Genomic DNA, 21,714 nt, shown 5'->3' with positions numbered 1-21,714 from the left:
ATAATTCTTGAATAGATTGATCCGCCTTCAAGTCTCCCACATGGAGGCGGATTTCGTTTCAGCGCTTCAGTTTAAGGCCGACACCGGCCCGCCACTGTTCGGAGTCAGTGCTCGTCTTGCGAGACGTCAGTTCGTAGCCGATCGTGCTGGTCAGATCGAGGTAGCGGTTGATGTTCCAGGTCAGGCCGGCGCTCGTAGTGTAGACCGTCTCGTCGCTGGTCGGGCTATCGGAGGGGTAGTCGCGGTAGGTGATGCCGCCGAGGACGGTGCCTGTCAGATTGTCACGCAGCTGATGCGTGACGCCCGTCGTCAAGGCATGGGAAACATAGCCGGATTCACCGGCAGCCGTCGACGGGTTGATGCTTGTCAGCAGGCCGATATTGACGTCGGTGCCTCTGAGCGGCGACCAAAGGAGTTGAGCGTCTACCACGGCCGTGTCGATATCCGAAAGGCGCGGATCGTCGAAGGTGGCCGTCTCGTAGCCAACCCCAACCTCCCCGCGAAGCTTTTCGCCCATATCAAGCTCGACGCCGACTTTGGCGCCATAGCTATCCCCCGACCGGCGGAAGCCGGCCGAATCAACTCTCTCGTCATAGACCGTCTTGCCGACATTGGCCTCGATGAAGGGAATGAGTGCGGGAGACAGCTCGTAGCCGATGCGACCGCGGATCGTGCCGCTCGTCTGGTTGCGGTCGCCCAGCGAAACAGTCGTGCCATCAGACAACGTGGCGTCGGAATAGATCGCGCGGTTGAGATCGATGCCGGTACTGCCGCGCAGGATGCCGAAATCGCGTTCAATCGAGGCGCCGGCGCTGAATTCCTGGACATCCGATTGCTGGTCCGCGTTCTGCACGGCATTCGGATCATCAGTGTCTTCGCGGTAGAAATGATAGCCGCCGGTAATGTGCGCCGTCGTATCCTCTGGAAGATCAAGGCGCAGATCGCCGATAATCCTGAAATCCGGCTGTTCTTCACCTTCGCCGCTGACGTTTTTCTGCCAGGCACCGTCGGTCGTCACCAAGAGCTGGTGCAAAGCCCAGTCGGACGTCAGCGTCGTGTGCATGTCCGTTTCGAGAAACGCGCGTGTCTGCTTGACGCCGCCATCCTCCTGCGTCTCGGTGTTGATGCTCTGGGTGATGGTGGGGCGCAGTACGAAGGTGCCGATGTGGATGCCCGGCGTTTCCTCGGTAGCCGGATTCGGCTCCGGCTTGCGGGGCGGCAGCCGCTCGTCGAGCGGCGCCTCGCGCGTGTTGAGGCGCATCATGTCCTCATCAAGGATCGCCCCGGTGGTTTCATCGCTCGGCTTCTGATCGGGCGCTGCGATGGTGGCGGTCGTGGCTCCTTGTGCGGCATTATCGGTCGCTGACGTGGTCCTATTCGGCGTTTCGGGGATATCGCTTTCATCCTCCGGCGCCGCGAAAGCCGGCGCGTTGGATGAGCGTATCGAGGTGTTGGAGACCGGCGTCGACTGCGCAAGTGCGGCTTGGGGAACAAGGAAAGCGCCTACGGTGAGAGCCATGGACACGGCAAAGCCCACCGCGCGGAGCGGCGTGAGACTGCTCGTGTCCTTCCAATGACTCATGTCGATCCTGGCATGCTTCGAAGCGTTACCCGAACGTAAAGGCTTGTGGTTAACCATTCGTTTCCCGGGCATGCCTTGAGGATCAGCCGATGGACTCGGCCGGTGAAAACCGCTAACCCAGTGCCATGATCAAAAGAGCGGTAAATGTCATCGAAGACGGTGTCCTGGAGTCTGCGAAGCGGACGATCGGCACCGAGAGGCGGGCGCTTGAGGCCTTGGAACGTGCTTTTGGCCACGGCCTTGCTGCACCCTTCATGCGGGCGGTCGAGACGATTACCGGGATCACCGGTCGCGTCATCGTTACCGGTGTCGGCAAGAGCGGCCATATCGGGGTGAAGATCGCCGCCACATTGGCTTCGACAGGCACGCCGGCCTTCTTCGTCCACGCTGCCGAGGCGAACCACGGCGATCTCGGGATGATTGGCACGACCGATGTGGTTCTTGCCCTTTCCAAGGGCGGGGAAAGTGCTGAGCTTCGCAGCATCGTTGCCTATACGCGCCGTTTCTCGATCCCACTGATTGCCGTCACTTGTTCCGAGAAATCGTCACTCGCCACTGCCTCCGACATCATCTTGCTGATGCCAAACGAAGAGGAGGCCTGCCCGCATGGGCTTGCGCCGACGACGTCGACGTTGATGCAGCTTGCCATGGGCGATGCGCTGGCAATCGCCCTTTTGGACGCGCGCGGCTTCTCTGCCCGCGATTTTCATGTCTTCCACCCGGGTGGCAAGCTCGGTGCAAGTCTCAGCCACGTCGCCGACATCATGCATACAGGTGATCGCGTGCCATTGGTAGCGAGGGGGACGTCGGTGCCGGAAGCCATCTCGACACTCTCGCGCAAGCATTTCGGCTGCGTCGGGATCGTGGGGGAGGACGGCCGTCTCTGCGGTATCGTCACCGAAGGCGACGTGGCGCGCAACCTGGCGCGCAACCTCTCCGAACTGCTGGTTGACGATATCATGACCCGGACACCGAAGACGGTGAAGCCGACAGTGCTGGCAACGGCCGCGCTGGCGATGCTCAACCAACACAGTATCGGGGCGTTGATCGTGATCGACGATGACAACCGCCCGATCGGGCTCGTGCACTTCCACGATCTGCTGCGGATCGGCGTCGCCTGATCAGGCCGCTTCCACGGTGAGATCGCGGCCGCTGCTTGCCACTACCTTTACCTTGGTGCCGACCGGCAGATCGGGGCCGCTGACGCGCCAGACCGTATCGTCGAGGCGAATACGGCCGCGCCCTTCGCGAATGGGCTCCGCAAGGGTTGCGGTACGCCCCACGAGGCTTTCGGCCCGCTGATTGAGGAAAGGCTGATCGGTTTCGCCGTGCCGCACGGTCAGTTTGCGGCCGATGAAGGTTGCCACGACGGCAAGCAGCGCAAACAGGATGGCTTGAACTTGCCAGAACCAGAAGCTGCTATCCCAGAACAGAAGCGACAGCATGCCGACGATCAAGGCAGCAAGGCCGATCCAGATGAGGAAGAAGCCCGGGGCGATCAATTCTGCCGCCAACAGTATCAGGCCGGCAATCCACCAGCTCCAGGGCCCGAGTTCCGCGACAAGGCTGGCAATCATGGCTCAGCGCTCCGTTGGCGGGTTGAAGGGGTTGACGGCCGGAGTGGTGCGCGGTGTTGGCTGCGGACGCGGCGCCGGCGGCGTCGGATTGTCGCCAAAGACCTCCTTGGCGATCGCGCCGATACCGCCGAGCGATCCGATGAGGGAGGAAGCCTCGACCGGCATCAGCACGACCTTCGAATTGCCGGCGGTGCCGATCGCGGTCAGTGCCTCGGTATATTTCTGGGCCACGAAATAGTTGATGGCCTGGACGTTGCCTGAGGCAATCGCCTCCGACACCATTTTTGTCGCCTTGGCTTCGGCTTCCGCGAGCCGCTCGCGGGCTTCCGCATTCCGGAATGCCGCCTCGCGCTGGCCCTCGGCCTGAAGGATTGCGGACTGTTTGGCGCCCTCGGCCCGGAGGATCTGCGCATTACGGGAGCCTTCGGCTTCGAGCACCTGCGCGCGCTTCTCGCGTTCTGCCTTCATCTGCCGTGCCATAGCGTCGACCAGGTCGCGCGGCGGCTGGATGTCCTTGATCTCGACGCGCGTCACCTTGATCCCCCACGGCTGCACCGCGTCGTCGACGACGCGCAGCAAGCGGTCGTTGATCGCGTCACGGTTCGAGAGCAGCTCGTCGAGGTCCATCGAACCCATGACCGAACGGATGTTGGTCATCGTCAGGTTGAGGATGGCGTTTTCGAGGTTTGATACCTGATAGGCGGCCTCGGCGGCGTTGAGAATCTGGTAGAAGGAGACCGCATCGGCAGAGACGGAGGCGTTGTCCTTGGTGATGACCTCCTGTGTCGGCACGTTGAGCACCTGTTCCATGACGTTCATGCGGGCGCCGACGCGCTCGATGAATGGTGTAATCAGGTTGAGGCCGGGCTCGAGGGTGCGGGTGTAGCGGCCGAAACGCTCGATCGTGTAGCGGTAGCCCTGCGGCACCGTCTTGATCCCGGCAAACAGCACCAGGATGACGAAGACGACCAGAGCAATAACGACGATATCAAAGCCGCCCAGAACCATAAAACTCCCCCGCGATAGAATCGACCGTCACAACCTTAAACGAGCCGACCCCAAACGCCAGTAGCTTCGGCCGGCGACGCCGTTCGATCATGGATTCGATATGGGATGTCCGGAGGCTATTCACAACGGGGTCGCTTTGGCATAGAAGTCCCGACAGAAAATACCGGTCGCAGCCCACCCGGTCAAAACAAGGGATCCTCATTATGAAGACTATCGTCATCTGCTCCGGCGGATTGGACTCCATTTCGCTCGCCCATCGCGTGGCGGCGGAGCATCAACTTATCGGCCTGCTTTCCTTCGATTACGGACAGCGCCACCGCAAGGAACTGGACTTTGCCACCGCCTGCGCCAAGCGACTCGGCGTGCCGCACCAGATCATCGATATCCGCACCATCGGCCGGCACCTGACAGGATCGGCGTTGACCGACGATGTCGACGTGCCTGACGGCCACTATGCCGAGGAGACAATGAAGGCGACCGTGGTGCCGAACCGCAATGCTATCATGCTGGCAATCGCCTTCGGCCTCGCCGCGGCCCAGAAGGCGGATGCGGTGGCCGTTGCCGTGCATGGCGGCGACCACTTCATCTATCCCGATTGCCGCCCGGGCTTCATCGATGCCTTCCAGGAAATGCAGAACCAGGCGCTCGACGGCTATGCCAGCGTTTCGCTGCTGGCACCCTACGTCAACATCTCGAAGGCCGACATCGTCACGGATGGCACGAAATACGCGACGCCCTTTGCCGAGACGTGGTCCTGTTACAAGGGCGGCACACGCCACTGCGGGCGGTGCGGCACCTGTGTTGAGCGGCGTGAGGCTTTTCATCTGGCCGGCGTCGCCGATCCGACGGAATACGAGGATCCGGATTTCTGGGTGGCCGCAACGTCAGGCTATTGGGCCAGGGAGGTGAAGTGATGTTTCGCATCACCAAGGAGTTCCACTTCTCTGCATCCCATCAGCTGACGCACCTGCCCGCCGATCATCAATGCGCGCGACTGCACGGGCACAACTATATCGTCGTGGTGGAGTTAGCTGCCGCCGAGCTCGATGAGAACGGCTTTGTGCGCGACTATCACGAGCTTTCGCCGCTGAAGCGCTACATCGACGAGCGCTTCGACCATCGGCATCTGAACGAAGTGTTCGGCCATGATCGCGTGACGTCGGAATATCTCGCCAAGCACTTCTACCACTGGTGCAAGGAGCGACTGCCGGAGACATCGGCGGTGCGCGTCAGCGAGACGCCGAAGACCTGGGCGGAATACCGGCCATGAGCGCGGCTCGCGAGACGCAGATCCGCGTCAGCGAGATCTTCGGGCCGACGATCCAGGGGGAAGGCATACTGATCGGCCTGCCGACCGTCTTCGTCCGCACCGGCGGTTGCGATTATCGCTGTTCGTGGTGCGACAGCCTGCATGCTGTTGATAGCGAGTATCGCGATCAATGGCTGCCCATGACGGTCGATGGCATATGGGCAGAGGTGACGCGGCTCTCCGGCGGCAAGCCGCTCATGGTGTCGCTTTCGGGCGGCAACCCGGCGATCCAGCCGCTTGGCGGTCTCATCGCGCACGGGCATGAGCAGGGCTACAAGTTCGCGCTGGAGACGCAGGGCAGCGTCGCCAAGGAATGGTTTGCCGATCTCGATGTGCTCGTGTTGAGCCCCAAGCCGCCGTCGAGCGGCATGGCGACGGACTGGGATGCCTTCGAGGACTGTCTTCGCAAAGCGGGCAATGGGCCTGCCATCGCCTTGAAGATCGTCGTTTTCGACGATCTCGACTACGCCTATGCCCGGGAGGCGGCGGTGCGTTATCCACATCTGTCCGTCTACCTGCAGCCGGGAAACCACACGCCACCGCCGCCCGACGACGACGATGCGCGCGTCGATATCGACGGTATCATGGACAGGATGTTGTGGCTGGTCGACAAGGTGACCGAGGACCGGTGGTTCGAGGCACGCGTGCTGCCCCAGTTGCATGTCCTGATCTGGGGCAACAAGCGCGGCGTCTGATCAGACCCAGCCGAGCAGTTCGCGGCGAACGACCTTTTCCAGCACCCGCATGCCGTCTTCGCTGTCGTTGAGGCAGGGAATGTGGGTGAACTTCTCGCCGCCATTCTCATGGAAAGAATGGGCAGCCTGTTCGGCAATCTCTTCCAGCGTCTCCAGACAGTCGGACACGAAGCCGGGGTTCAGCACGGCGATCCTCCTGACGCCATCCTGCGCCAGCTTCTCGACCGTCTTGTCGGTGTAGGGCTGCAGCCACTCTTCCGGGCCGAAGCGAGACTGGAAGGTCACCATGAATTTCTCCTCCGGCAGTCCCAGCCGTTCGCGCAGCAGCTGACCAGTCTTCTGGCATTGCCAGTAATAGGGGTCGCCCTGCTCGGAGTAGGAGAGCGGAATGCCGTGGAAGGACGCGAGCACCATATCCGGCTGCCAGTCGAGCGTCGCCAGATGGTCGGTCACCGAATTGGCAAGCGCCGCGATATAGGTCTCGTCGTCGTGATAATCCGGGACGGTACGCAGCGCCGGCTGCCGGCGCATCTTGAGCAGTTGCTGGAAGGCCTTGTCGTTGACGGTCGCGGTCGTTGCGGCGGCATATTGCGGGTAGAGCGGGAAGAGAACGATGCGGTCGCAGCCTTCGTCCTTCAGCGTCAGGATGCGCGAGGGGATCGAGGGCGTCCCGTAGCGCATCGCCCAGTCCACCTTGACATTCGGCAAGTCCTTCAGGCGTTCGGCCATAAGGTCGGACTGGTTGCGCGTGTAGGTGCGCAGGTAGCTCTCATTCCTGTCCTTGTTCCAGATCGTCTCATACGCCTTGCCTACCTTCTGCGGACGGGTGTTGAGAACGATGCCGAACAGGATCGGATACCACTTCCAGGGCGACCACTCGATGACGCGCCTGTCGGTCAGGAATTCCCGGAGGTAACGGCGCATGGAGGCGTAGTCGGTGCCGTCGGGCGTGCCGAGATTGACAAGCAGGACGCCCACCTTGCCTGATTTCACGGGCGGATGGTCCGCCGGACGGTGCGCAGTATCAACAGTCGTCATTTAAACCCCGGTATCGTCTGGTCTGCCGGCTCATACGCAGCCGGGCTTCGATGGTTCACCCTATAGGAACAAAGCCGGTCCGGGAAACCCCGGACCGGCTTTCAGGATCGAGACAAATCGTCTTACTTCGACGGAATCTGCAGGTCCTTGCCGATCGTCAGGTGGCGTGGCGCCGGCGTGCCGTTGGCCTCGGAGATCTTCTTCCAGAGCGCGCCGTCGCCGTAGAACTGCTCGGCGAGATCCCAGAGCGTATCGCCGGCGGCGATGACGTGGTTGGTCGGCGTATTCGGGGCAAGCGCTGCGGGAGCTTCCGCGGTCGGCGCTGCCGGGACCGCCGACGTTGCCGGTGCCGTCGGGGAGGCAGGCGCAGCGGGCGCGGGTTGCGTCGTCGCCGGTGCTTCGGTTCCGGAGGCCGCGACCTCGGTCACGCGACCGTCGGTGTAGGGCTTGTAGGGCGAGTGCGCGGCAATGTACTCGGCCGTCACGTCGGCTAGGTCGGGGCCGAAGTCGTAGGCGTTCTTGCCTGCTGTCTCGAAGATCGAATAGCCATCGCCACCGGCACGCATGAAGTTGTTGGTGACGACACCATAGGTTTTCGCGTCATCGAGCGGCACGAAGGCGTCGCCCTCCTTGGCCTCGACCGATACGAGACGGTTGCCGGCGGGCTTGGTCCTGTCGAAGGTGTATTTCAGGCCCGACACCTGTGGAAAGCGGCCGGCGCCCTGTTCGATCTGGCTTAGGCCGTTTTCCAAGGCCTTGCGGATTTCGGCGCCCGTCAGCTCGAAAGTCGCCAGCGTGTTCTGGAACGGCAGAACGGTGATCACTTCGCCCTGGGTGACGTCGCCGGCATCGATCGATGCGCGCAGTCCGCCGCCGTTCTGGATGGCGATGGTCATGCCCTGGCTCTTGCCGCGGTCGAGCATGGCGTCGGCAACGAGGTTGCCCATTGAGCATTCCTCGACGCGGCAGACAGTGCGGTCACCTTGGATCGGAGCTTCGCTGGAGCCGATGACCTTCTTGCGCAGTTCCTCGATCGGCTTGGCGAGCTCGGCGATCCGGGCGGTGAGTGTCGGATCGGGGGTGAAGGAAGAATCGATCAGGATCGGGTCGCCCTTGGCTTCCTTGACAACGCCATTGTCATCGAAGGTGACGACGAGGTCGCCGAGATACTTGCTGTAGGACGCGGCCTGGACCACCGGCACCTTGTAGCCGCCGGGATTGTCGACCATCGTCGGGTAGGGGCCTTCCGCTTTCGGGTCGGTATTCGACAGCAGGCTATGCGAATGACCGCCGACGACAACGTCGACATCGGGGATCTTGGCGATGGCCGCGAGGTCGCGCGGATAGCCGACATGGGTCAAAGCGATGATCTTGCTGATACCCTGCTTCTTCAGGTCTTCGACGGCCGCCGTGATGGTCTGCACGTCGTCGGCGATCATCACCTTCGGGCCGGGCGAGGACAGTTCTTCCGTGTCGTTGGTCACGGCGCCGACGATGCCGATCTTCTGGCCACCGACATCGAGCACCAGCGAAGGCTTGATACGGTCGCCGAGCTTGGAGCCGTCGCCGGCCAGGACGTTGGCCGAAATGACGGGAAACTTGACCTTGTCGAGGAAGGTTGCCAGGCCATCCTCGCTGTCGTCGAACTCGTGGTTGCCGACGGTCATCACGTCGAACTTCATCTCATTCAGCACTTCGGCTTCGACAGCGCCCTTGTAGGTGGTGTAGAAAAGCGAGCCTTGGAAATTGTCGCCGGCATTGAGCAGCAGCACGTTCTTGCCGTTCAGGGCATCGCGACGCTGGTCGATCGCGGTCTTCAGGCGGGCTGCACCGCCGAAGCATTCCTTCTTGCCCTCTTCCTCGGCAGAGCAGGTGGAGTCGAACTTGTTGATCGACTCGATGCGCGAATGGAAATCGTTGATGTGAAGAATATTGAGCTCGTAATCGGCAAAAGCGGCGCCGCTCGACAGCGTCAGCATCGACGCGGTCAGCAGACCGAATTGAAATGATTTCGTCATCCTGCTCTCCTGATTTCTGGGCGAAGCCTTTGACCCCTGCGCTCCGCCGTCCCTGCGTGATCGATGTTTTCACCTAGCACTAGCGGCGGCAAGAGAAAAAGCTGTGACAGCCTCGGTGCTTTCCAAGAGCAGTAAACAAAAAAGCTCCCCGAAGGGAGCTTTTGTCGTTCGGTGCTGGCGACCTTACATGCGGCGGGTCAAGGTGAATTGCGACCCGGCGTCCGAGGTGCAGTTTAGCTGGCTCTGGGTCACCAGCGCGCAGTTGACCTTGGATTGCGTCTTGCGCACCAGCGACGTCATATTGATCTCGACCAGCGACGGAGAGGTATTCACATAGGTGCCGGACGCCAGAAGCTGATTGCTGTCGGTCGTGCGGGTGGTGAATGTTCCCGCCTGGAAGGTGGAGATGATGCCGTTCGGATCCGCCCATGAGCCTTCGACGCCAGACGGAGCCGGATTTGCTGCAACCGGCACCGGGCGTGGCGACGACATTGTGCAAGCAGTCAAGGCCGCGGCGGCGCCGACAATGGCAACGAGGGTTCTGATTTTCATAGGCTTCTCCCGGAGATTCGGAGCAAAAACTATCCGTGTGGTTGCAGAAAACATGGCGCGAGCACCCAAGGAAGGCAAGGCTGCGTCGAGATGAGACGGCATTTATACAGCAGGCGTTACAAAAATGCCCGCCTTGCGGCGGGCACCTTGGAATGCGGGTCTGGCTAAGATCAGCGAACGAGGATGTTCTTGAACTGCCAGGGATCCTTGGTGTCGATCTCTTCCGGGAAGAGTCCCGGGCGACCGTCCAGCGGCGTCCAGTCGGTGTAGTGGCCTTCGACGGGTCCGAGGTATTGCGTCTGCACTTCGAGGCAGCGCTTGTAGTCGATCTCGTCGGCTTCGACGATGCCGGCGTCCGGGTTTTCGAGCGCCCAGACCATGCCGGCGAGAACAGCGGAGGTTACCTGTAGGCCGGTGGCGTTCTGATAAGGCGCGATGCGGCGGGTTTCTTCCAGCGACAGGCGCGAGCCGTACCAGTAGGCGTTCTTTTCGTGGCCGTAGAGCAGGACGCCGAGTTCGTCGATGCCGTCCTCCAGTTCGTCCTCATCGAGAACGTGGTGCACCGGCTGCGACGTGCCGCCATTGCCGAACATTTCGTGCAGCGACAGCACGGCGTCGTTGGCCGGATGGTAGGCGTAGTGGCAGGTTGGGCGGAAGGTTACTTCGCCGTCCTTGTCGCGAACCGTGAAGTAATCGGCGATCGAGATCGACTCGTTATGGGTGACGAGGAAGCCGTACTGCGGGCCGGGCGTCGGGCACCAGGTGCGGACGCGCGTGTTGGCGCCAGGCTGCTCCAGGTAGATCGCAGCCTTGCAGCCCTTCTTGTGTTTCTTGCCGTTCTTCGGCATCCAGTTTTCGTGGGTGCCCCAGCCGAGCTCGGCCGGCTGCAGGCCTTCCGAGATGAAGCCTTCGACAGACCAGGTGTTCCAGAAGACGTTGAGCGGCTTCGGATGCTTGGTGCGCTGCGTGTCACGCTCGGCGATGTGGACGCCCTTGACGCCGACCTTCTTCATCAGCTTTGCCCAGCCTTCGCGCTCATGCTGATCCGGCTCCTCGAACTTCAGACCGATATCGTTGGCAAGGTTGACGAGCGCCTTCTTAACGAACCACGAGACCATGCCCGGGTTAGCGCCGCAAGTCGAAACAGCAGTGGCACCGCCTGGGTTCTTCGCCTTTTCCTTGCGCAGGGTTTCGCGCAGCGCGTAGTTGGTGCGGTCGGCGTTCTTCATGCTCTTGTCGAAATAGAAGCCCAGCCAGGGTTCGACAACAGTGTCGATGTAGAGAGCGCCGAGCTTGCGGCAGAGCTTCATCAGGTCGACCGACCCGGTATCGACGGAAAGATTGACGCAGAAACCCTGGCCGCCGCCTTCGGTCAGAAGCGGCTTCAGTAGCTCCTTGTAATTTTCTTTGGTGACATGCGACTTGATGTGCCTCACGCCGTGCTTTGCCATGATTTCGGTGTGATCTGCGTCGTCGCGCGGGTCGATGACTACCATCCGGCTCTTGTCGAACTTGAAGTGGCGCTCGATCAGCGGCAGCGTGCCGCGGCCGATGGAGCCAAAGCCGATCATGACGATCGGGCCGGTAATTTCGGCATATACCGGGTGGGTCTGTTCCGTCATTCTTTTCTCCTGTGGAAGGCGACGAAGGCGATGAGCCTTAAGAATTAGAATTCATCTGAAATGGCGCAGATAATGCGAAGTGACCGGCTCTAACCATAAAACAACGTCACAATAAAGAGCGTTCGGGCCGGGAACACAAATATCAGGCGGGAAAGAGGGCGACTGCGAGTGCCCGAAGCTTGGCGGCGAGCTCCGCCTTCTGCAATGTCAGACCTTTATAGGCCGCCTGATGATCATCGAGACTGTCCAGTTGCACGGCGAAGCTTTCGGCGAGTTTGCCGGCGTTCGGATGATGGGCGATCGCCGCAATTGGATCGACGTGGACGCGGATCGTGAAAAGGATATCGCCCGACCTGGGCAGTCTGCGCAGTGTCTGCCGCTCGACCCGCGCAAAGCGCTCGGCGAGCGTAAACGGTTCGGCAGACGGCGGGCGGCGGTGTTTGGAGACCGGGAGGAAGAGATCGTCCGTGACGTTCACGGACCAATTCAGTCGTTCTACTGGCTGCGAGACCTGCAGGTTATCAAAGATGCGGGTGATGAGCGCCGCGTTGCGCGTCCCTTCGCCGAAACCGGGCACGTCGGCGTGGATCGCCTGCATCGGACGACCGAACTTTTCTTGCAGCGACCATGAGGAAGGGAAGGCGACGAAGCCGGCGACGAGATGCCAGCCGTCCTGCTTACGCCGCATGATGACAAGATCGTCCTGCACCAGCAGGCCGGCGCGCAGCAGGGGTGGCGCCTCCCGGTTGACGCCATCGGTAACGCTGTGGGCGAACTCCGGATGGCATTCTGCAAGGTGAGCCTGCAGAAGATCGAAGACCTCCTGTTGCGCCTCCGCGGTCTCCTCCTCGGCAACGAAAATCTCGTCGCGATGGCTCTCGATCAGTCGTTTCTTCTCGCCGATATAGCGTGCCCAATCGCTATCCGGTTCGATCCAGCGGGCAAGATCGAGCGGCATCAAGCCGATCGTGAACGGGCGAGTGGAGCCGTCATAGGGCGTGTGGGTCGGAAGCGTCATGACAGCACTCTATGCCGTCAACGTCCCCTGATGGAAGACCATCCGCCACTGACCGTCGGCATCATACCGCCAGACGGAACTGCGCAGCGATCTGACGGGCAGGCTGGCGGGAACGGTCCGCATCGCCCTGTAGGTGACGAGCGCCAGGTCGGGAGAGAGCAAGTGCATCTCGAAATCGGTCAAAGTGCGCGCTGTACCGTCCGGTGGCTCAGCGAGTAGGGCAGAGATGCCGTCCTCATAGAGATACAGGCCACCGGAAGCGCCGATTTCCCGGAATTCGGGGGCAAGAAGGGATTCGAGCGCGGAACGCGAGCTGCGGACTTCCGACTCGAACAACAGCTGTTCCAAAGATTGAAGATGTTCACTGAGGTCGTTCATACCGCTGCCACGTTGGTCTGGCGTTTAGTTTTTCAGGGTATCCAATCCCGCCGCCGTCGTGGTGATGGCGACCTCGGTGATCTCGTATTCGGCGATGCCATTCACCGTGAACGGGTCTTGTGCGACATAGGCATCGATTTCGGCGCGCTGTCCGATCGCAAGGACCACGCCTCCGGTGCGCGGCACTTTGCGTCCGGAGGCGAGGAACCAACCTTTTGCATAGCCTTCCCTGACCCAGGCCATATGCGACTCCATGTGCTTGTCGGCTTCCTCGTTCGGCTTCACATAGGTTAGGGCGAGGATGAACATCGCAGAATTTCCTTTCAGGGTGTTGCGTTCCGACGCATGTGAATATTCAATTGGCGCGGAGCCATCCATACTCTTTTCAGAATTCTGCTCCAAAGTGCGAACCGTTAATGTCAGCACGCCCGGAACATTCGGATGAACCAGATATCTGAGCGGCTTGCCGAATTGCAGGAAGACAGTGCCGTCCTGATTGCCCTTTACGATCAGGAAGACCGACTGCGCTATGCAAATCCGGCTTTTCGTTCGACCTACGCCATCGAACCCGATGAAACGCCTTTGTGGTCGGAACTGATGCGGCGCAATACGCGCGCCGGTAAGGGGACGATCATTCGCACTGCCGATTTCGAGGTGTGGCTCGTTTCCGCGCAGTCGCGCCGCGGCAAGCTGCCATTTCGCGCTTTCGAGACGGACGTCGTCGACGGGCGCTGGTTCTGGATGACCGAGACAGTGCAGAAAGACGGTTGGATGCTCTGCATTGCCAGCGACATCACGCATCTGAAGCAGAGCGAACGCGATGTCAGGCAGGATCGCGATTTTGCGCTGCGGGCCTCGCAGACGGATGAGTTGACGAGTATTTCCAACCGTCGTTTCATGATGGCGGCGCTGGAAAGCCTGATTGCACGTCAGGGGTCCGCCAATGCAGGCGTCGTCGGCTGCATCTGCATCATGGACCTCGACTTCTTCAAGCGCATCAATGACATTTATGGCCACCAGTTCGGCGACGACGTACTGATCGATTTCTCGCGCCGCGTGCAGCCGGTCATCCGGCGACGCGACAGCTTCGGGCGGATCGGCGGCGAGGAATTCATGCTGATCCTACCGGATACGACGCTGGCGCAGGCGGAACTGATTGTCGACCGTATCATCAGAATGGTGCGCGGCGCCCGCCCCATACCCACGGTGCCTTCGTTCTCTTACACATGCTCGGCGGGACTGGCCGAGTTGCGGCCGGGCGAGACGGCGCGCGAGGTTTATGCCCGGGCCGACGAGGCGTTGTACCACGCCAAACAGAGCGGCCGCGACCGGCTAAAGATCGTCGCCTAGTCGACGAGGCGGGCGTGGATCAGCCCCCGCAACGAATTGCCGACATAGAGTTTGCCTGCTGTGAGATCCTGTCGGGTAATGCGTCCGACGCGTGCCCTGCGCTGGCAGATCAGTTCGGTGCGCAGCACTCCGGCCAGCAGGCCGCAGGAAATCGGCGGCGTTCGCAGCATTCCCGACCCGTCGTCGAGGAAAATGGAGGTGATCGTGCCTTCGCAGACGTCGTCTCGCTCGTTCAGGAGCAACACTTCGTCGGCTTCCGACGCGGGATATTCGGCACGAGCCGCCTCATAGACGCCACGGCGCGTCGTCTTCAGTCGCAGCAATTTGTCAGTGGAATCAAGGCGTGCCTTTGCGAGCCGGACCTTCCATTCGGTGCCGGTGGGCGTGGGGACAAACGGTGTCGACATCACTTCGATATGCCCGTGCCGATCGAGTGTCAGCCGTATGCGCAGGGGCATATCAGCGCTCGCAACGGCCGCCTCGAGTTTGGCGGTGGTAGCCGCGGGACTGGGAAAGCCGATACGGCGGGCGGAGCGGGAGAGGCGTGCCAGATGCAGGCGTAGTCGGACGAAGCCAGTGTCCGGTTCCCAGCGCAGGGTTTCGATCAGCGAGAAGTCGTTCATCGCGCGATCTCCTGATCGCCGATCGCAAACCGCGCCTTCAGGAGGCACTCTTCGTATTCGGCCTCGGCGGTGGAATCGAAGACGATGCCGCCGCCGACGTTGAAGACCGCCTTGCCACCGGCAAACAGGCTGATGGTGCGGATCGCCACCGAAAAGCGCATGGCGCCGCCGGGCGCAATCATGCCGATCGCGCCGCAATAGGCGTCGCGTGGCGCGTCCTCCAGCGTGTGCAGGATCTGCATGGCGCTAAGCTTTGGCGCGCCGGTGATCGATCCGCAGGGAAAAAGTGCGGCGAAGATATCGCGGATCGTTAGATCGGGGAGGAGTTTCGCCTGCACATGGCTGACCATCTGGTGCACGGTGGGATAGGTCTCGATGTCGAAGAGCTTGGGAACGTCGAGCGTTCCGACCTCCGTGATGCGCGAGATATCGTTGCGCAGCAGGTCGACGATCATGCGGTTTTCGGCCTGGGTTTTTATGTCCTCACGCATCGCGGCAATGATCGCTGCATCTTCGGCTTCGCTCGCCCCGCGTTTTGCCGTGCCCTTCATCGGATGCGTTTCGATCCAGCCTTCCTCGTCCGTGCGGAAGAAGAGTTCGGGAGAGCGGGAAAGGAGGATCGGGCCGCCAAGATCGACAAGCGCGCCGTATTTGACCGGCTGCCGTTCGATCAGCGACCAGAAGGCGGCGCGCGGATCGCCGCGGCAGAGGGCGGTGATCGGCATGGTGAGGTTCGCTTGGTAGCAATCTCCCTGGCGTAGATGCCAATGCAGGCGCTCGAAGCGCTCCTTATAGGTAGAAAAATCCCAGCCGGCTCTGGGTTCGCTCAGGAATTCGTCGTTCTCGCTGCGGTGCTTGGGCTGGGCGAGGGGATGGGTCTCAGGCAGCGGGCCATCGAAGACGCCAAAGGCGAGCAGCGGCGTTTCGCGACCTTCCTGCAGGAAGGTCGCCAGCTTTTTCTCGAAGAGGTAGCCGGCTTCATAGGCCATGTAGCCCGCCAGCCATTTGCCGGCAGCCTTTGCCTCTTCCATGCGGGCAAGTCCAGCAAAGAACTCACCACCCGTGCGGGCAACGATGATCTCCGACGGGTCGGAAAAGAGCATCACTTGCCCGGTCGTGTCATCCCGGAACAGAACGTGGCGTTCAGCGTTGGTCATGCCTGCCTTTGGATCGAGAGCCTATGCGCTCTTAATCAAGCGCTTCCAATTCGTCGATCAGCCCTTCGATCATCGACAGCCCCTTGCTCCAGAACGACGGATCGGTGGCATCCAGGCCGAACGGTTTCAGGAGCTCCGAATGATGCTTGGTCCCGCCGGCCTTCAGAAGCTCGAAATACTTCTCCTGGAAGCCCTTGTCGGCCTTCTGGTAGACGGCATAGAGCGAGTTCACCAGGCAGTCGCCGAATGCGTAGGCGTAGACATAGAAGGGCGAATGGATGAAGTGCGGGATGTAGGCCCAATAGGTCTCATAGCCCTCTGAAATCTTGATCGCCGGCCCGAGGCTCTCCGACTGCACGGAAAGCCAGAGTTCGCCGATGTCCTCCGACGTCAGTTCACCGGCCTTGCGGGCGGTGTGAATCTTGCGTTCGAATTCGTAGAAGGCGATCTGGCGCACGACTGTATTGATCATGTCCTCGACCTTCTGGGCGAGCATGGCCTTGCGCTCACGCTTGTCCTTCGTCGTGTCGAGGAGGGCGCGGAAAGTCAGCATTTCACCGAAGACGGAGGCGGTTTCCGCCAGAGTGAGGGGCGTCTGGCACATCAGGGCGCCCTGGGCACCAGCCAGAACCTGGTGGACGCCGTGACCGAGCTCATGAGCGAGTGTCATCACGTCGCGCGGCTTGCCGAGATAGTTGACGAGCACGTAGGGATGCGCCGACGGGACCGTCGGATGTGCAAAGGCGCCCGGCGCCTTGCCGGGGCGAACCGGCGCGTCGATCCACTGTTCGTCGAAGAAGCGCTTGGCGATCGCAGCCATCTCAGGCGCGAAGTTGCCGTAGGCGGAAAGGACGGTGTCCTTCGCCTCATTCCAGGAGATGATGGCGTTGGAGGTTTCCGGCAGTGGCGCGTTGCGGTCCCAGAAGTTCATCTGGTCCATGCCGAGCCACTTTGCCTTCATCTTGTAGTAGCGGTGCGAGAGGCGCGGATAGGCTTCCTTGACGGCGGCGGCCAACGCATCGACCACTTCGCGCTCGACGCGGTTCGCAAGATGCCTGCTATCGGCGATGTCATCGAAGCCGCGCCAGCGGTCGGAGATGTCCTTGTCCTTGGCGAGCGTGTTGGTGATGAGGGTAAAGGTACGCAGGTTCTCCTTGAACGTCTGCGCGAGCGCCATCGCGCCCTTGCGACGGACTTCGGGGTCCTTTTCCTGCAGCATGTTCAGGGTGACTTCCAGCGGCAGCTTTTCGCCATCGACGTCGAAGCGCAGTTCCGTCATCGTCTCGTCGAACAGGCGATTGAAGGCCGCGGCCGAGGTCATCGACTTTTCCAGGAAGAGCTGCTCCAGCTTGTCCTCGAGCTGATATGGCTTGTCCTTGCGCAGATCGACGAGCCACGGGCGATAGTGGCCGGCATCCGGGTCATCAACCATGCAGGCATCGATGACGGCGTCGTCGATGCGATTGAGTTCGAGCGAAAAAAACAAGAGATGGCTGGAGAATTCGGTGATCTTCGCCTGGGCGTCGCCATAGAGCTTGCCGTTTACCGGGTTTGATGTGTCGGAGAAATAGGTGAGGCCGGTAAAGGAGCCGAGGCGGCCGATGATGTCATCCAGCGCCTCGTACTCCTTCAGCGCCTGGCCGATGCCCTCGGTGCCCGTCTTGGTCGCGGCGTCGGCAAGCTTGCCCTTCCACTTCTCTTCGAAGGCGATCGCCTGCTTGCCGGCCTTCTCCATGTCGCCGGTGAAGGCCGTGGACGTCGCGGAAGGGTAGAGGTCCTGCAATTTCCAGGTCGGCAGGTCGCCGAGGGCGGCATCCGTCGCGGAGGCAGCAGAACTTGCCGAAAAATTAATGGCCGTGCCGGAGAGCGTGTTTTTCATCATCGGGGTCCTGTTCCTCTTTTGCGACAGGCTTGACTGTCTAGGCGCCTAAAGGCTTGGCATCAAGGGGCTTTCGGCTGCCCATAAGCTCCGTTTCGGGTCGGACTTGGCCCCACCGCAAACGTTAAAATGCAATTGTTTCTCAAAACTGGATGTTCAAGCCTTTCTGCCACAGTGCTTCTCAGGTTTCGCATGAAGTGAGGCAGCAATGACCGGTTACAATGAGCTCAAGGGTGCAGCGCAGATTCTTGTCGTCGAGGACGACCCGATCCAGCGTCGGCTGCTCAAGAACGCGATCGAGCGTCACGGCCACGTCGTCCATCAGGCGGAAAACGGCCGGATCGGACTAGAGATGGTCAAGCGAGGCAGTGGCCTCTTCAACATTATCGTTCTCGACCTGATGATGCCCGAGATGACGGGCCTCGAATTCCTCGAGGCACTGCACGAATTCGGCACTCATGTTCCGGTGATTGTCCAGACGGGGCAAGGCGGCATCGAGACTGTGGTGCAGGCGATGCGTGCCGGCGCTTTTGATTTCGTCGTCAAGCCGGTTTCTCCCGAGCGGATCGCCAACTCGATCTCGAATGCCCTGAAGCTCGACCAGCGCGAGGTCAAGGCGCGCGCCGGTCGCCGGTCGCGTTCCGGCTCTGTCGGCTTTGACGACATCGTCTCGGCAAGCCCGGCGATGATCCGCGTCATCGATCTGGCACAACGCGCCGCGCAGTCGAATATTCCCGTCGTGCTCGAAGGCGAGTCCGGCGTCGGCAAGGAATTGGTGGCCCGCGCCATCCAGTCCGGCAGCGACCGGTCCGGCAAGCCATTTGTCACGGTCAATTGCGGCGCCATTCCGCATAATCTGGTCGAAAGCATCCTCTTCGGTCACGAGAAGGGCGCGTTCACGGGGGCAACCGAGCGCCACATCGGCAAGTTCATGGAAGCCGATGGCGGTACCATCTTCCTCGACGAAATCGGCGATCTGCCACTCGAGGTCCAGGTCAAGCTGCTGCGCGCGGTGCAACAGGGTGAAATCGAAACCGTTGGCGCGCGCACGGCCCACAAGGTCAATGTCCGCCTGATTTCGGCGACCAACAAGGACCTGATCGAAGAGGTCAAGAACGGCCACTTCCGCGAGGACCTCTACTATCGCCTGAACGTCTTTCCGATCACCATCCCGGCGCTGCGCAAGCGCAAGGAGGATATTCCGCACCTGGTGCGGGTCTTCGCCGATCGCTTCTCCAGCGAGCAGAAGGGCGGCCAACGAATGTCGGTGAGCTCCGGCGCGCTGGCCCTGCTTACCGCCTACGACTGGCCGGGCAACATCCGCCAGCTCGAGAACGCGATCTTCCGCGCGGTAGTGCTGGCCGAGGGGGGCGAACTGACCGAAGCAGACTTTCCGCAGATCGCGGCCCAGCTGCCAGAATACGAGGTCGTCGATCACCTGGCGCTGGTCGCCGACAACACGCGTCTCGACCGACAAAACAACCTCTCAACCGCCGATTACCCGGCTCACCAGGCCAGCGTCGAAGAGGCGGTCGCACGAATCACGGAGGCGCCTGATAACGCGATTGCGAGCACAAACCCTGCCGGAGACGTACGAAAGCTTGCGGATGTGGAGGAGGAACTGATCCGATTCGCCCTTAAATTCTATCGGGGGCAGATGAGTCAAGTGGCCCGAAAACTGGGCATCGGACGATCCACATTGTACCGGAAACTCAAGGATTATGGCATAGATCCGGACAATCCGCAGAAAGACGCCGCATAAATCGCCTAAATTAACGCTCCGGCAATCATCTTTTGTTACCAATCATAAACCACTTGTTAGTGGCCTGTTCATTATGTAAGGAAAAGGTTGATCACGTGTGGCATTTTTGCCATCGTGTGACCGCATTTAACAGCCAACGGTGTCAAAGAGGGACCATCGGCTGTCTGACGGGGATTGAGTTTGCCGGATCTGAATGGGAATACGAGGCCTTCGCGCTTGAACGGGCGCACTAGGTACACGGACCTTTGCGGAAAGGTGTTTAGGACGGCTATGGCCGCCCTTCTCGCACTCGTTGTTTCCTCGCCGGTCCTGGTCAGCTCGCCTTCCGAGGCGGCCGGCGAAACACGCAGTCTCAAGCTCTATTTCATTCACACCGGCGAAAAGGCCGTTATCACCTACAAGCGCAACGGCCGGTACGATCCGAAGGGTCTCCAGCAGCTGAACCGATTCCTTCGCGACTGGCGCAAGAACCAGCCGACGAGAATGGACCCCCGCCTTTTCGACCTTATCTGGGAGGTCTACCGCCAGAGCGGCTCGCGCGACTACATCAACGTTGTCTGCGGCTTCCGTTCGCCGGCCACCAACGCCATGCTGAAGGGCCGCTCACGCAATTCCGGCGTTGCCGAAAAGAGCCAGCATATGCTCGGCAAGGCGATGGATTTCTTCATTCCTGACGTCAAACTCGCCACTTTGCGCGGCATTGGGATGAAAATGCAGGTCGGCGGCGTTGGATTCTATCCGAAATCCGGCTCTCCCTTCGTTCACATGGATGTCGGCGGTGTTCGCGCCTGGCCGCGCATGAGCCGCGAAGAACTGGTCCGGCTTTTCCCGAACGGCAACACGATGCACATCCCCTCGGATGGTCGTCCGCTGCCGGGTTACGAGCAGGCCGTGGCCGATTACAAGCGCCGCGTGAGCTCGTCGCAGGTACAGATGGCAAGCTCCGGCGCTTATACGGGCTCGTCATCGAGTGGCCAGCCCAAGCACAAGACGCTGTTTGCAGCCCTGTTTGGGGGCGGCGCCGACGAGGCCGAAGACAGCTCCGATGATGATAGCAGCGCAGCAGTGGCGGTCGCCAAGGCGTCGCCGCCGAAGGTTGACATGCCAAACGCCGCCGATCCCGGCGAGCAAGCGCCCGCGCAGGCTACTGAAGTCGCAAGTGTAAGCGCGCCGGTTCCGCAGGTGCGTCCGGCGTTCGCCAATCAGCCAGGCGGTAGCGAGATGGCCAGCGCCCTCGTCGCTCCGCAATCCGCAAACGCAGCGCAACAAGCCCTTTCTACAGTGACCGAGCAAGGTCAGCAGCAGTTTGCGGATCTCAGCGCCTACAGCGTACCGGTTCCTTCTCTGCTCGGACCGCGCCGCGCTCCGGGCGACGCGGAAGTCGCTTCGGCCGATCCGTCTGCGATGACGGGGAATCTCGCAGCGGTTCCGACGCCGGCTGAACGACCGGCGCTTGCCGAAAAGCTTCTGGCAGCGGCGAATGCCGATGCTGAAGCAGAGGACGACGTAGCAGACCAGGAGGATACGCTTTCTCCGGCCGTTGCCGATGCCCTTGACCAGCAGAATGGTGATGGCGACCGTCAGGTCGCGTCCAACCAGCCGCCGGTCACGAGCATCGAGCAGGCTATCAACGCGGCAACGCCGCAAAAGGTTCCAAGCGAGAAGCCGCCGTTGCAGCTTGCCGCTCTTGCTCCCACCACGAAGTCCGCAAGCTTCGGCGATGGCTTCGATGCACCGAATGCGACCGACGCGAATGGGCTGTCGCAGGGCCTGCCCACCAAGGGCGCACGCCCGACGAAGCATGAGGCCGCAGAAGCCGACGCCAGCCGCGCGACGATTCGCACCGAGCCGAAGCTGACGCAGAAGATCATCTCGCAGTGGGCGCTTACCAACTCCCGCATGGAAATGGTCACCAAGCCGGTCAAGGCGCCGCGCTTCGTCAGTCAGACGCTTCGTGCCCAGCCGACTTCGGTCTATGCCGAAGGCTTCACCAAAACGGCCTCCATCGATCCGGGCCGCTTCAGCGGCAGCGCAGTCAACTTCATGGAAGTGCGGAAGTTCGACTCGAACTGAGGCGGACAAGGAAGAGTTTGAAAGAGCCGCCGGAGCGATCCGGCGGCTCTTTTGCTTTGCGGACTGTGGCGGA

General features: G+C 61.2%; 20 protein-coding genes. 7 read left to right on the top strand and 13 right to left on the bottom strand.

Annotated elements, in window-relative coordinates:
• Positions 1-58: 58 nt before the first annotated feature.
• Complete coding sequence (locus FHT71_RS09045) at positions 59-1,582, bottom strand: outer membrane beta-barrel protein (RefSeq protein ID WP_132589163.1); 1,524 nt, start codon at positions 1,580-1,582, stop codon at positions 59-61.
• 125 nt (positions 1,583-1,707) lie between these two features.
• On the opposite strand from FHT71_RS09045, the gene FHT71_RS09040 reads away from it, so the two are divergent.
• Entirely contained in the window at positions 1,708-2,703 is a 996-nt protein-coding gene (locus tag FHT71_RS09040) for a KpsF/GutQ family sugar-phosphate isomerase (RefSeq protein WP_132589164.1), read from the top strand.
• Here the strand turns inward: FHT71_RS09040 and FHT71_RS09035 are convergent, their stop codons facing one another.
• Together FHT71_RS09035 and FHT71_RS09030 are read right to left on the bottom strand one after the other, a co-directional pair.
• Positions 2,704-3,159 (bottom strand): NfeD family protein, encoded by a 456-nt coding sequence (locus FHT71_RS09035; RefSeq protein ID WP_007797846.1) that lies wholly within the window; start codon positions 3,157-3,159, stop codon positions 2,704-2,706. It lies immediately after the preceding gene.
• Between the two features lie 3 nt (positions 3,160-3,162).
• Positions 3,163-4,167, bottom strand: coding sequence for an SPFH domain-containing protein (locus tag FHT71_RS09030; RefSeq protein ID WP_007797849.1), 1,005 nt, complete (start codon positions 4,165-4,167; stop codon positions 3,163-3,165).
• Positions 4,168-4,370: 203 nt separating this feature from the next.
• Here FHT71_RS09030 and queC point away from each other — a divergent pair, with 203 nt between their 5' ends.
• Genes queC through queE form a run of 3 tightly spaced genes read left to right on the top strand, consistent with a single transcriptional unit; the run spans position 4,371 to position 6,171 of the window.
• Positions 4,371-5,081, top strand: a complete 711-nt coding sequence (gene queC / locus FHT71_RS09025; RefSeq protein WP_132589165.1) for a 7-cyano-7-deazaguanine synthase QueC — start codon at positions 4,371-4,373, stop codon at positions 5,079-5,081.
• Positions 5,081-5,437, top strand: a complete 357-nt coding sequence (queD, locus tag FHT71_RS09020) for a 6-carboxytetrahydropterin synthase QueD (RefSeq protein ID WP_007797855.1) — start codon at positions 5,081-5,083, stop codon at positions 5,435-5,437. Before queC ends, queD begins: the two co-directional genes overlap by 1 nt.
• A complete protein-coding gene (gene queE, locus FHT71_RS09015; RefSeq protein ID WP_007797858.1) occupies positions 5,434-6,171 on the top strand; it encodes a 7-carboxy-7-deazaguanine synthase QueE in 738 nt (245 codons plus the stop codon). The genes queD and queE overlap by 4 nt, the downstream gene beginning before the upstream one ends.
• Here the strand turns inward: queE and hemH are convergent, their stop codons facing one another.
• From hemH to FHT71_RS08980, 7 genes are all read right to left on the bottom strand, one after another.
• The gene (hemH, locus tag FHT71_RS09010) at positions 6,172-7,209 is read right to left on the bottom strand and encodes a ferrochelatase (protein WP_132589166.1); all 1,038 of its coding nucleotides are present in this window, start codon (positions 7,207-7,209) and stop codon (positions 6,172-6,174) included. It abuts the gene before it with no gap.
• A 122-nt stretch (positions 7,210-7,331) separates the two neighbouring features.
• Entirely contained in the window at positions 7,332-9,227 is a 1,896-nt protein-coding gene (locus FHT71_RS09005; RefSeq protein ID WP_132589167.1) for a 5'-nucleotidase C-terminal domain-containing protein, read from the bottom strand.
• Positions 9,228-9,410: 183 nt separating this feature from the next.
• The gene (gene omp10 / locus FHT71_RS09000) at positions 9,411-9,779 is read right to left on the bottom strand and encodes an outer membrane lipoprotein Omp10 (protein WP_007797867.1); all 369 of its coding nucleotides are present in this window, start codon (positions 9,777-9,779) and stop codon (positions 9,411-9,413) included.
• Between the two features lie 170 nt (positions 9,780-9,949).
• A complete protein-coding gene (locus tag FHT71_RS08995) occupies positions 9,950-11,401 on the bottom strand; it encodes a homospermidine synthase (protein WP_132589168.1) in 1,452 nt (483 codons plus the stop codon).
• A 142-nt stretch (positions 11,402-11,543) separates the two neighbouring features.
• The gene (locus tag FHT71_RS08990; protein ID WP_183719505.1) at positions 11,544-12,419 is read right to left on the bottom strand and encodes a DUF3445 domain-containing protein; all 876 of its coding nucleotides are present in this window, start codon (positions 12,417-12,419) and stop codon (positions 11,544-11,546) included.
• Between the two features lie 9 nt (positions 12,420-12,428).
• Positions 12,429-12,797 carry a DUF4440 domain-containing protein gene (locus FHT71_RS08985; protein ID WP_183719503.1) on the bottom strand — a complete coding sequence of 123 codons (369 nt, stop codon included), beginning with the start codon at positions 12,795-12,797 and terminating at the stop codon, positions 12,429-12,431.
• Positions 12,798-12,821: 24 nt separating this feature from the next.
• The gene (locus tag FHT71_RS08980; protein ID WP_132589171.1) at positions 12,822-13,106 is read right to left on the bottom strand and encodes a YciI family protein; all 285 of its coding nucleotides are present in this window, start codon (positions 13,104-13,106) and stop codon (positions 12,822-12,824) included.
• A 132-nt stretch (positions 13,107-13,238) separates the two neighbouring features.
• Here FHT71_RS08980 and FHT71_RS08975 point away from each other — a divergent pair, with 132 nt between their 5' ends.
• Positions 13,239-14,147 carry a sensor domain-containing diguanylate cyclase gene (locus tag FHT71_RS08975; RefSeq protein ID WP_183719501.1) on the top strand — a complete coding sequence of 303 codons (909 nt, stop codon included), beginning with the start codon at positions 13,239-13,241 and terminating at the stop codon, positions 14,145-14,147.
• On the opposite strand, the gene FHT71_RS08970 is transcribed toward FHT71_RS08975, so the two are convergent.
• Genes FHT71_RS08970 through FHT71_RS08960 form a run of 3 tightly spaced genes read right to left on the bottom strand, consistent with a single transcriptional unit; the run spans position 14,144 to position 17,809 of the window.
• A complete protein-coding gene (locus FHT71_RS08970) occupies positions 14,144-14,770 on the bottom strand; it encodes an aminotransferase class IV family protein (protein ID WP_132589173.1) in 627 nt (208 codons plus the stop codon). The two genes, FHT71_RS08975 and FHT71_RS08970, sit on opposite strands and share 4 nt — an antisense overlap.
• Positions 14,767-15,927: an aminodeoxychorismate synthase component I gene (locus tag FHT71_RS08965; RefSeq protein ID WP_183719499.1), complete on the bottom strand. Its 1,161-nt coding sequence runs from the start codon at positions 15,925-15,927 to the stop codon at positions 14,767-14,769. The genes FHT71_RS08970 and FHT71_RS08965 overlap by 4 nt, the downstream gene beginning before the upstream one ends.
• Before the next feature lie 31 nt (positions 15,928-15,958).
• Positions 15,959-17,809, bottom strand: coding sequence for a M3 family oligoendopeptidase (locus FHT71_RS08960; protein WP_183719497.1), 1,851 nt, complete (start codon positions 17,807-17,809; stop codon positions 15,959-15,961).
• Positions 17,810-18,014: 205 nt separating this feature from the next.
• Between FHT71_RS08960 and FHT71_RS08955 the strand changes: the two genes are divergently transcribed.
• Positions 18,015-19,568, top strand: coding sequence for a sigma-54 dependent transcriptional regulator (locus FHT71_RS08955; protein ID WP_132589176.1), 1,554 nt, complete (start codon positions 18,015-18,017; stop codon positions 19,566-19,568).
• 180 nt (positions 19,569-19,748) lie between these two features.
• Positions 19,749-21,641 carry a DUF882 domain-containing protein gene (locus FHT71_RS08950; RefSeq protein WP_183719496.1) on the top strand — a complete coding sequence of 631 codons (1,893 nt, stop codon included), beginning with the start codon at positions 19,749-19,751 and terminating at the stop codon, positions 21,639-21,641.
• The last annotated feature ends 73 nt before the right edge of the window (positions 21,642-21,714 follow it).

Source organism: Rhizobium sp. BK060 (genome assembly GCF_014193145.1).
GTDB lineage: Bacteria > Pseudomonadota > Alphaproteobacteria > Rhizobiales > Rhizobiaceae > Rhizobium.
This window is presented reverse-complemented; position numbering and strand designations above follow the sequence as displayed.

What these genes read in the sequence shown, in the direction of transcription:
- FHT71_RS08960 (WP_183719497.1), bottom strand. Translation starts at nt 17,809, where the DNA reads ATGATGAAAAACACGCTCTCCGGCACGGCCATTAATTTTTCGGCAAGT.
- FHT71_RS08985 (WP_183719503.1), bottom strand. Translation starts at nt 12,797, where the DNA reads ATGAACGACCTCAGTGAACATCTTCAATCTTTGGAACAGCTGTTGTTC.
- FHT71_RS08970 (WP_132589173.1), bottom strand. Translation starts at nt 14,770, where the DNA reads ATGAACGACTTCTCGCTGATCGAAACCCTGCGCTGGGAACCGGACACT.
- FHT71_RS08990 (WP_183719505.1), bottom strand. Translation starts at nt 12,419, where the DNA reads ATGACGCTTCCGACCCACACGCCCTATGACGGCTCCACTCGCCCGTTC.
- omp10 (WP_007797867.1), bottom strand. Translation starts at nt 9,779, where the DNA reads ATGAAAATCAGAACCCTCGTTGCCATTGTCGGCGCCGCCGCGGCCTTG.
- FHT71_RS09030 (WP_007797849.1), bottom strand. Translation starts at nt 4,167, where the DNA reads ATGGTTCTGGGCGGCTTTGATATCGTCGTTATTGCTCTGGTCGTCTTC.
- FHT71_RS09040 (WP_132589164.1), top strand. Translation starts at nt 1,708, where the DNA reads ATGATCAAAAGAGCGGTAAATGTCATCGAAGACGGTGTCCTGGAGTCT.
- queD (WP_007797855.1), top strand. Translation starts at nt 5,081, where the DNA reads ATGTTTCGCATCACCAAGGAGTTCCACTTCTCTGCATCCCATCAGCTG.
- FHT71_RS09045 (WP_132589163.1), bottom strand. Translation starts at nt 1,582, where the DNA reads ATGAGTCATTGGAAGGACACGAGCAGTCTCACGCCGCTCCGCGCGGTG.
- FHT71_RS08955 (WP_132589176.1), top strand. Translation starts at nt 18,015, where the DNA reads ATGACCGGTTACAATGAGCTCAAGGGTGCAGCGCAGATTCTTGTCGTC.
- queC (WP_132589165.1), top strand. Translation starts at nt 4,371, where the DNA reads ATGAAGACTATCGTCATCTGCTCCGGCGGATTGGACTCCATTTCGCTC.
- hemH (WP_132589166.1), bottom strand. Translation starts at nt 7,209, where the DNA reads ATGACGACTGTTGATACTGCGCACCGTCCGGCGGACCATCCGCCCGTG.
- FHT71_RS08965 (WP_183719499.1), bottom strand. Translation starts at nt 15,927, where the DNA reads ATGACCAACGCTGAACGCCACGTTCTGTTCCGGGATGACACGACCGGG.
- FHT71_RS08975 (WP_183719501.1), top strand. Translation starts at nt 13,239, where the DNA reads ATGAACCAGATATCTGAGCGGCTTGCCGAATTGCAGGAAGACAGTGCC.
- FHT71_RS09005 (WP_132589167.1), bottom strand. Translation starts at nt 9,227, where the DNA reads ATGACGAAATCATTTCAATTCGGTCTGCTGACCGCGTCGATGCTGACG.
- FHT71_RS08980 (WP_132589171.1), bottom strand. Translation starts at nt 13,106, where the DNA reads ATGTTCATCCTCGCCCTAACCTATGTGAAGCCGAACGAGGAAGCCGAC.
- FHT71_RS09035 (WP_007797846.1), bottom strand. Translation starts at nt 3,159, where the DNA reads ATGATTGCCAGCCTTGTCGCGGAACTCGGGCCCTGGAGCTGGTGGATT.
- FHT71_RS08995 (WP_132589168.1), bottom strand. Translation starts at nt 11,401, where the DNA reads ATGACGGAACAGACCCACCCGGTATATGCCGAAATTACCGGCCCGATC.
- queE (WP_007797858.1), top strand. Translation starts at nt 5,434, where the DNA reads ATGAGCGCGGCTCGCGAGACGCAGATCCGCGTCAGCGAGATCTTCGGG.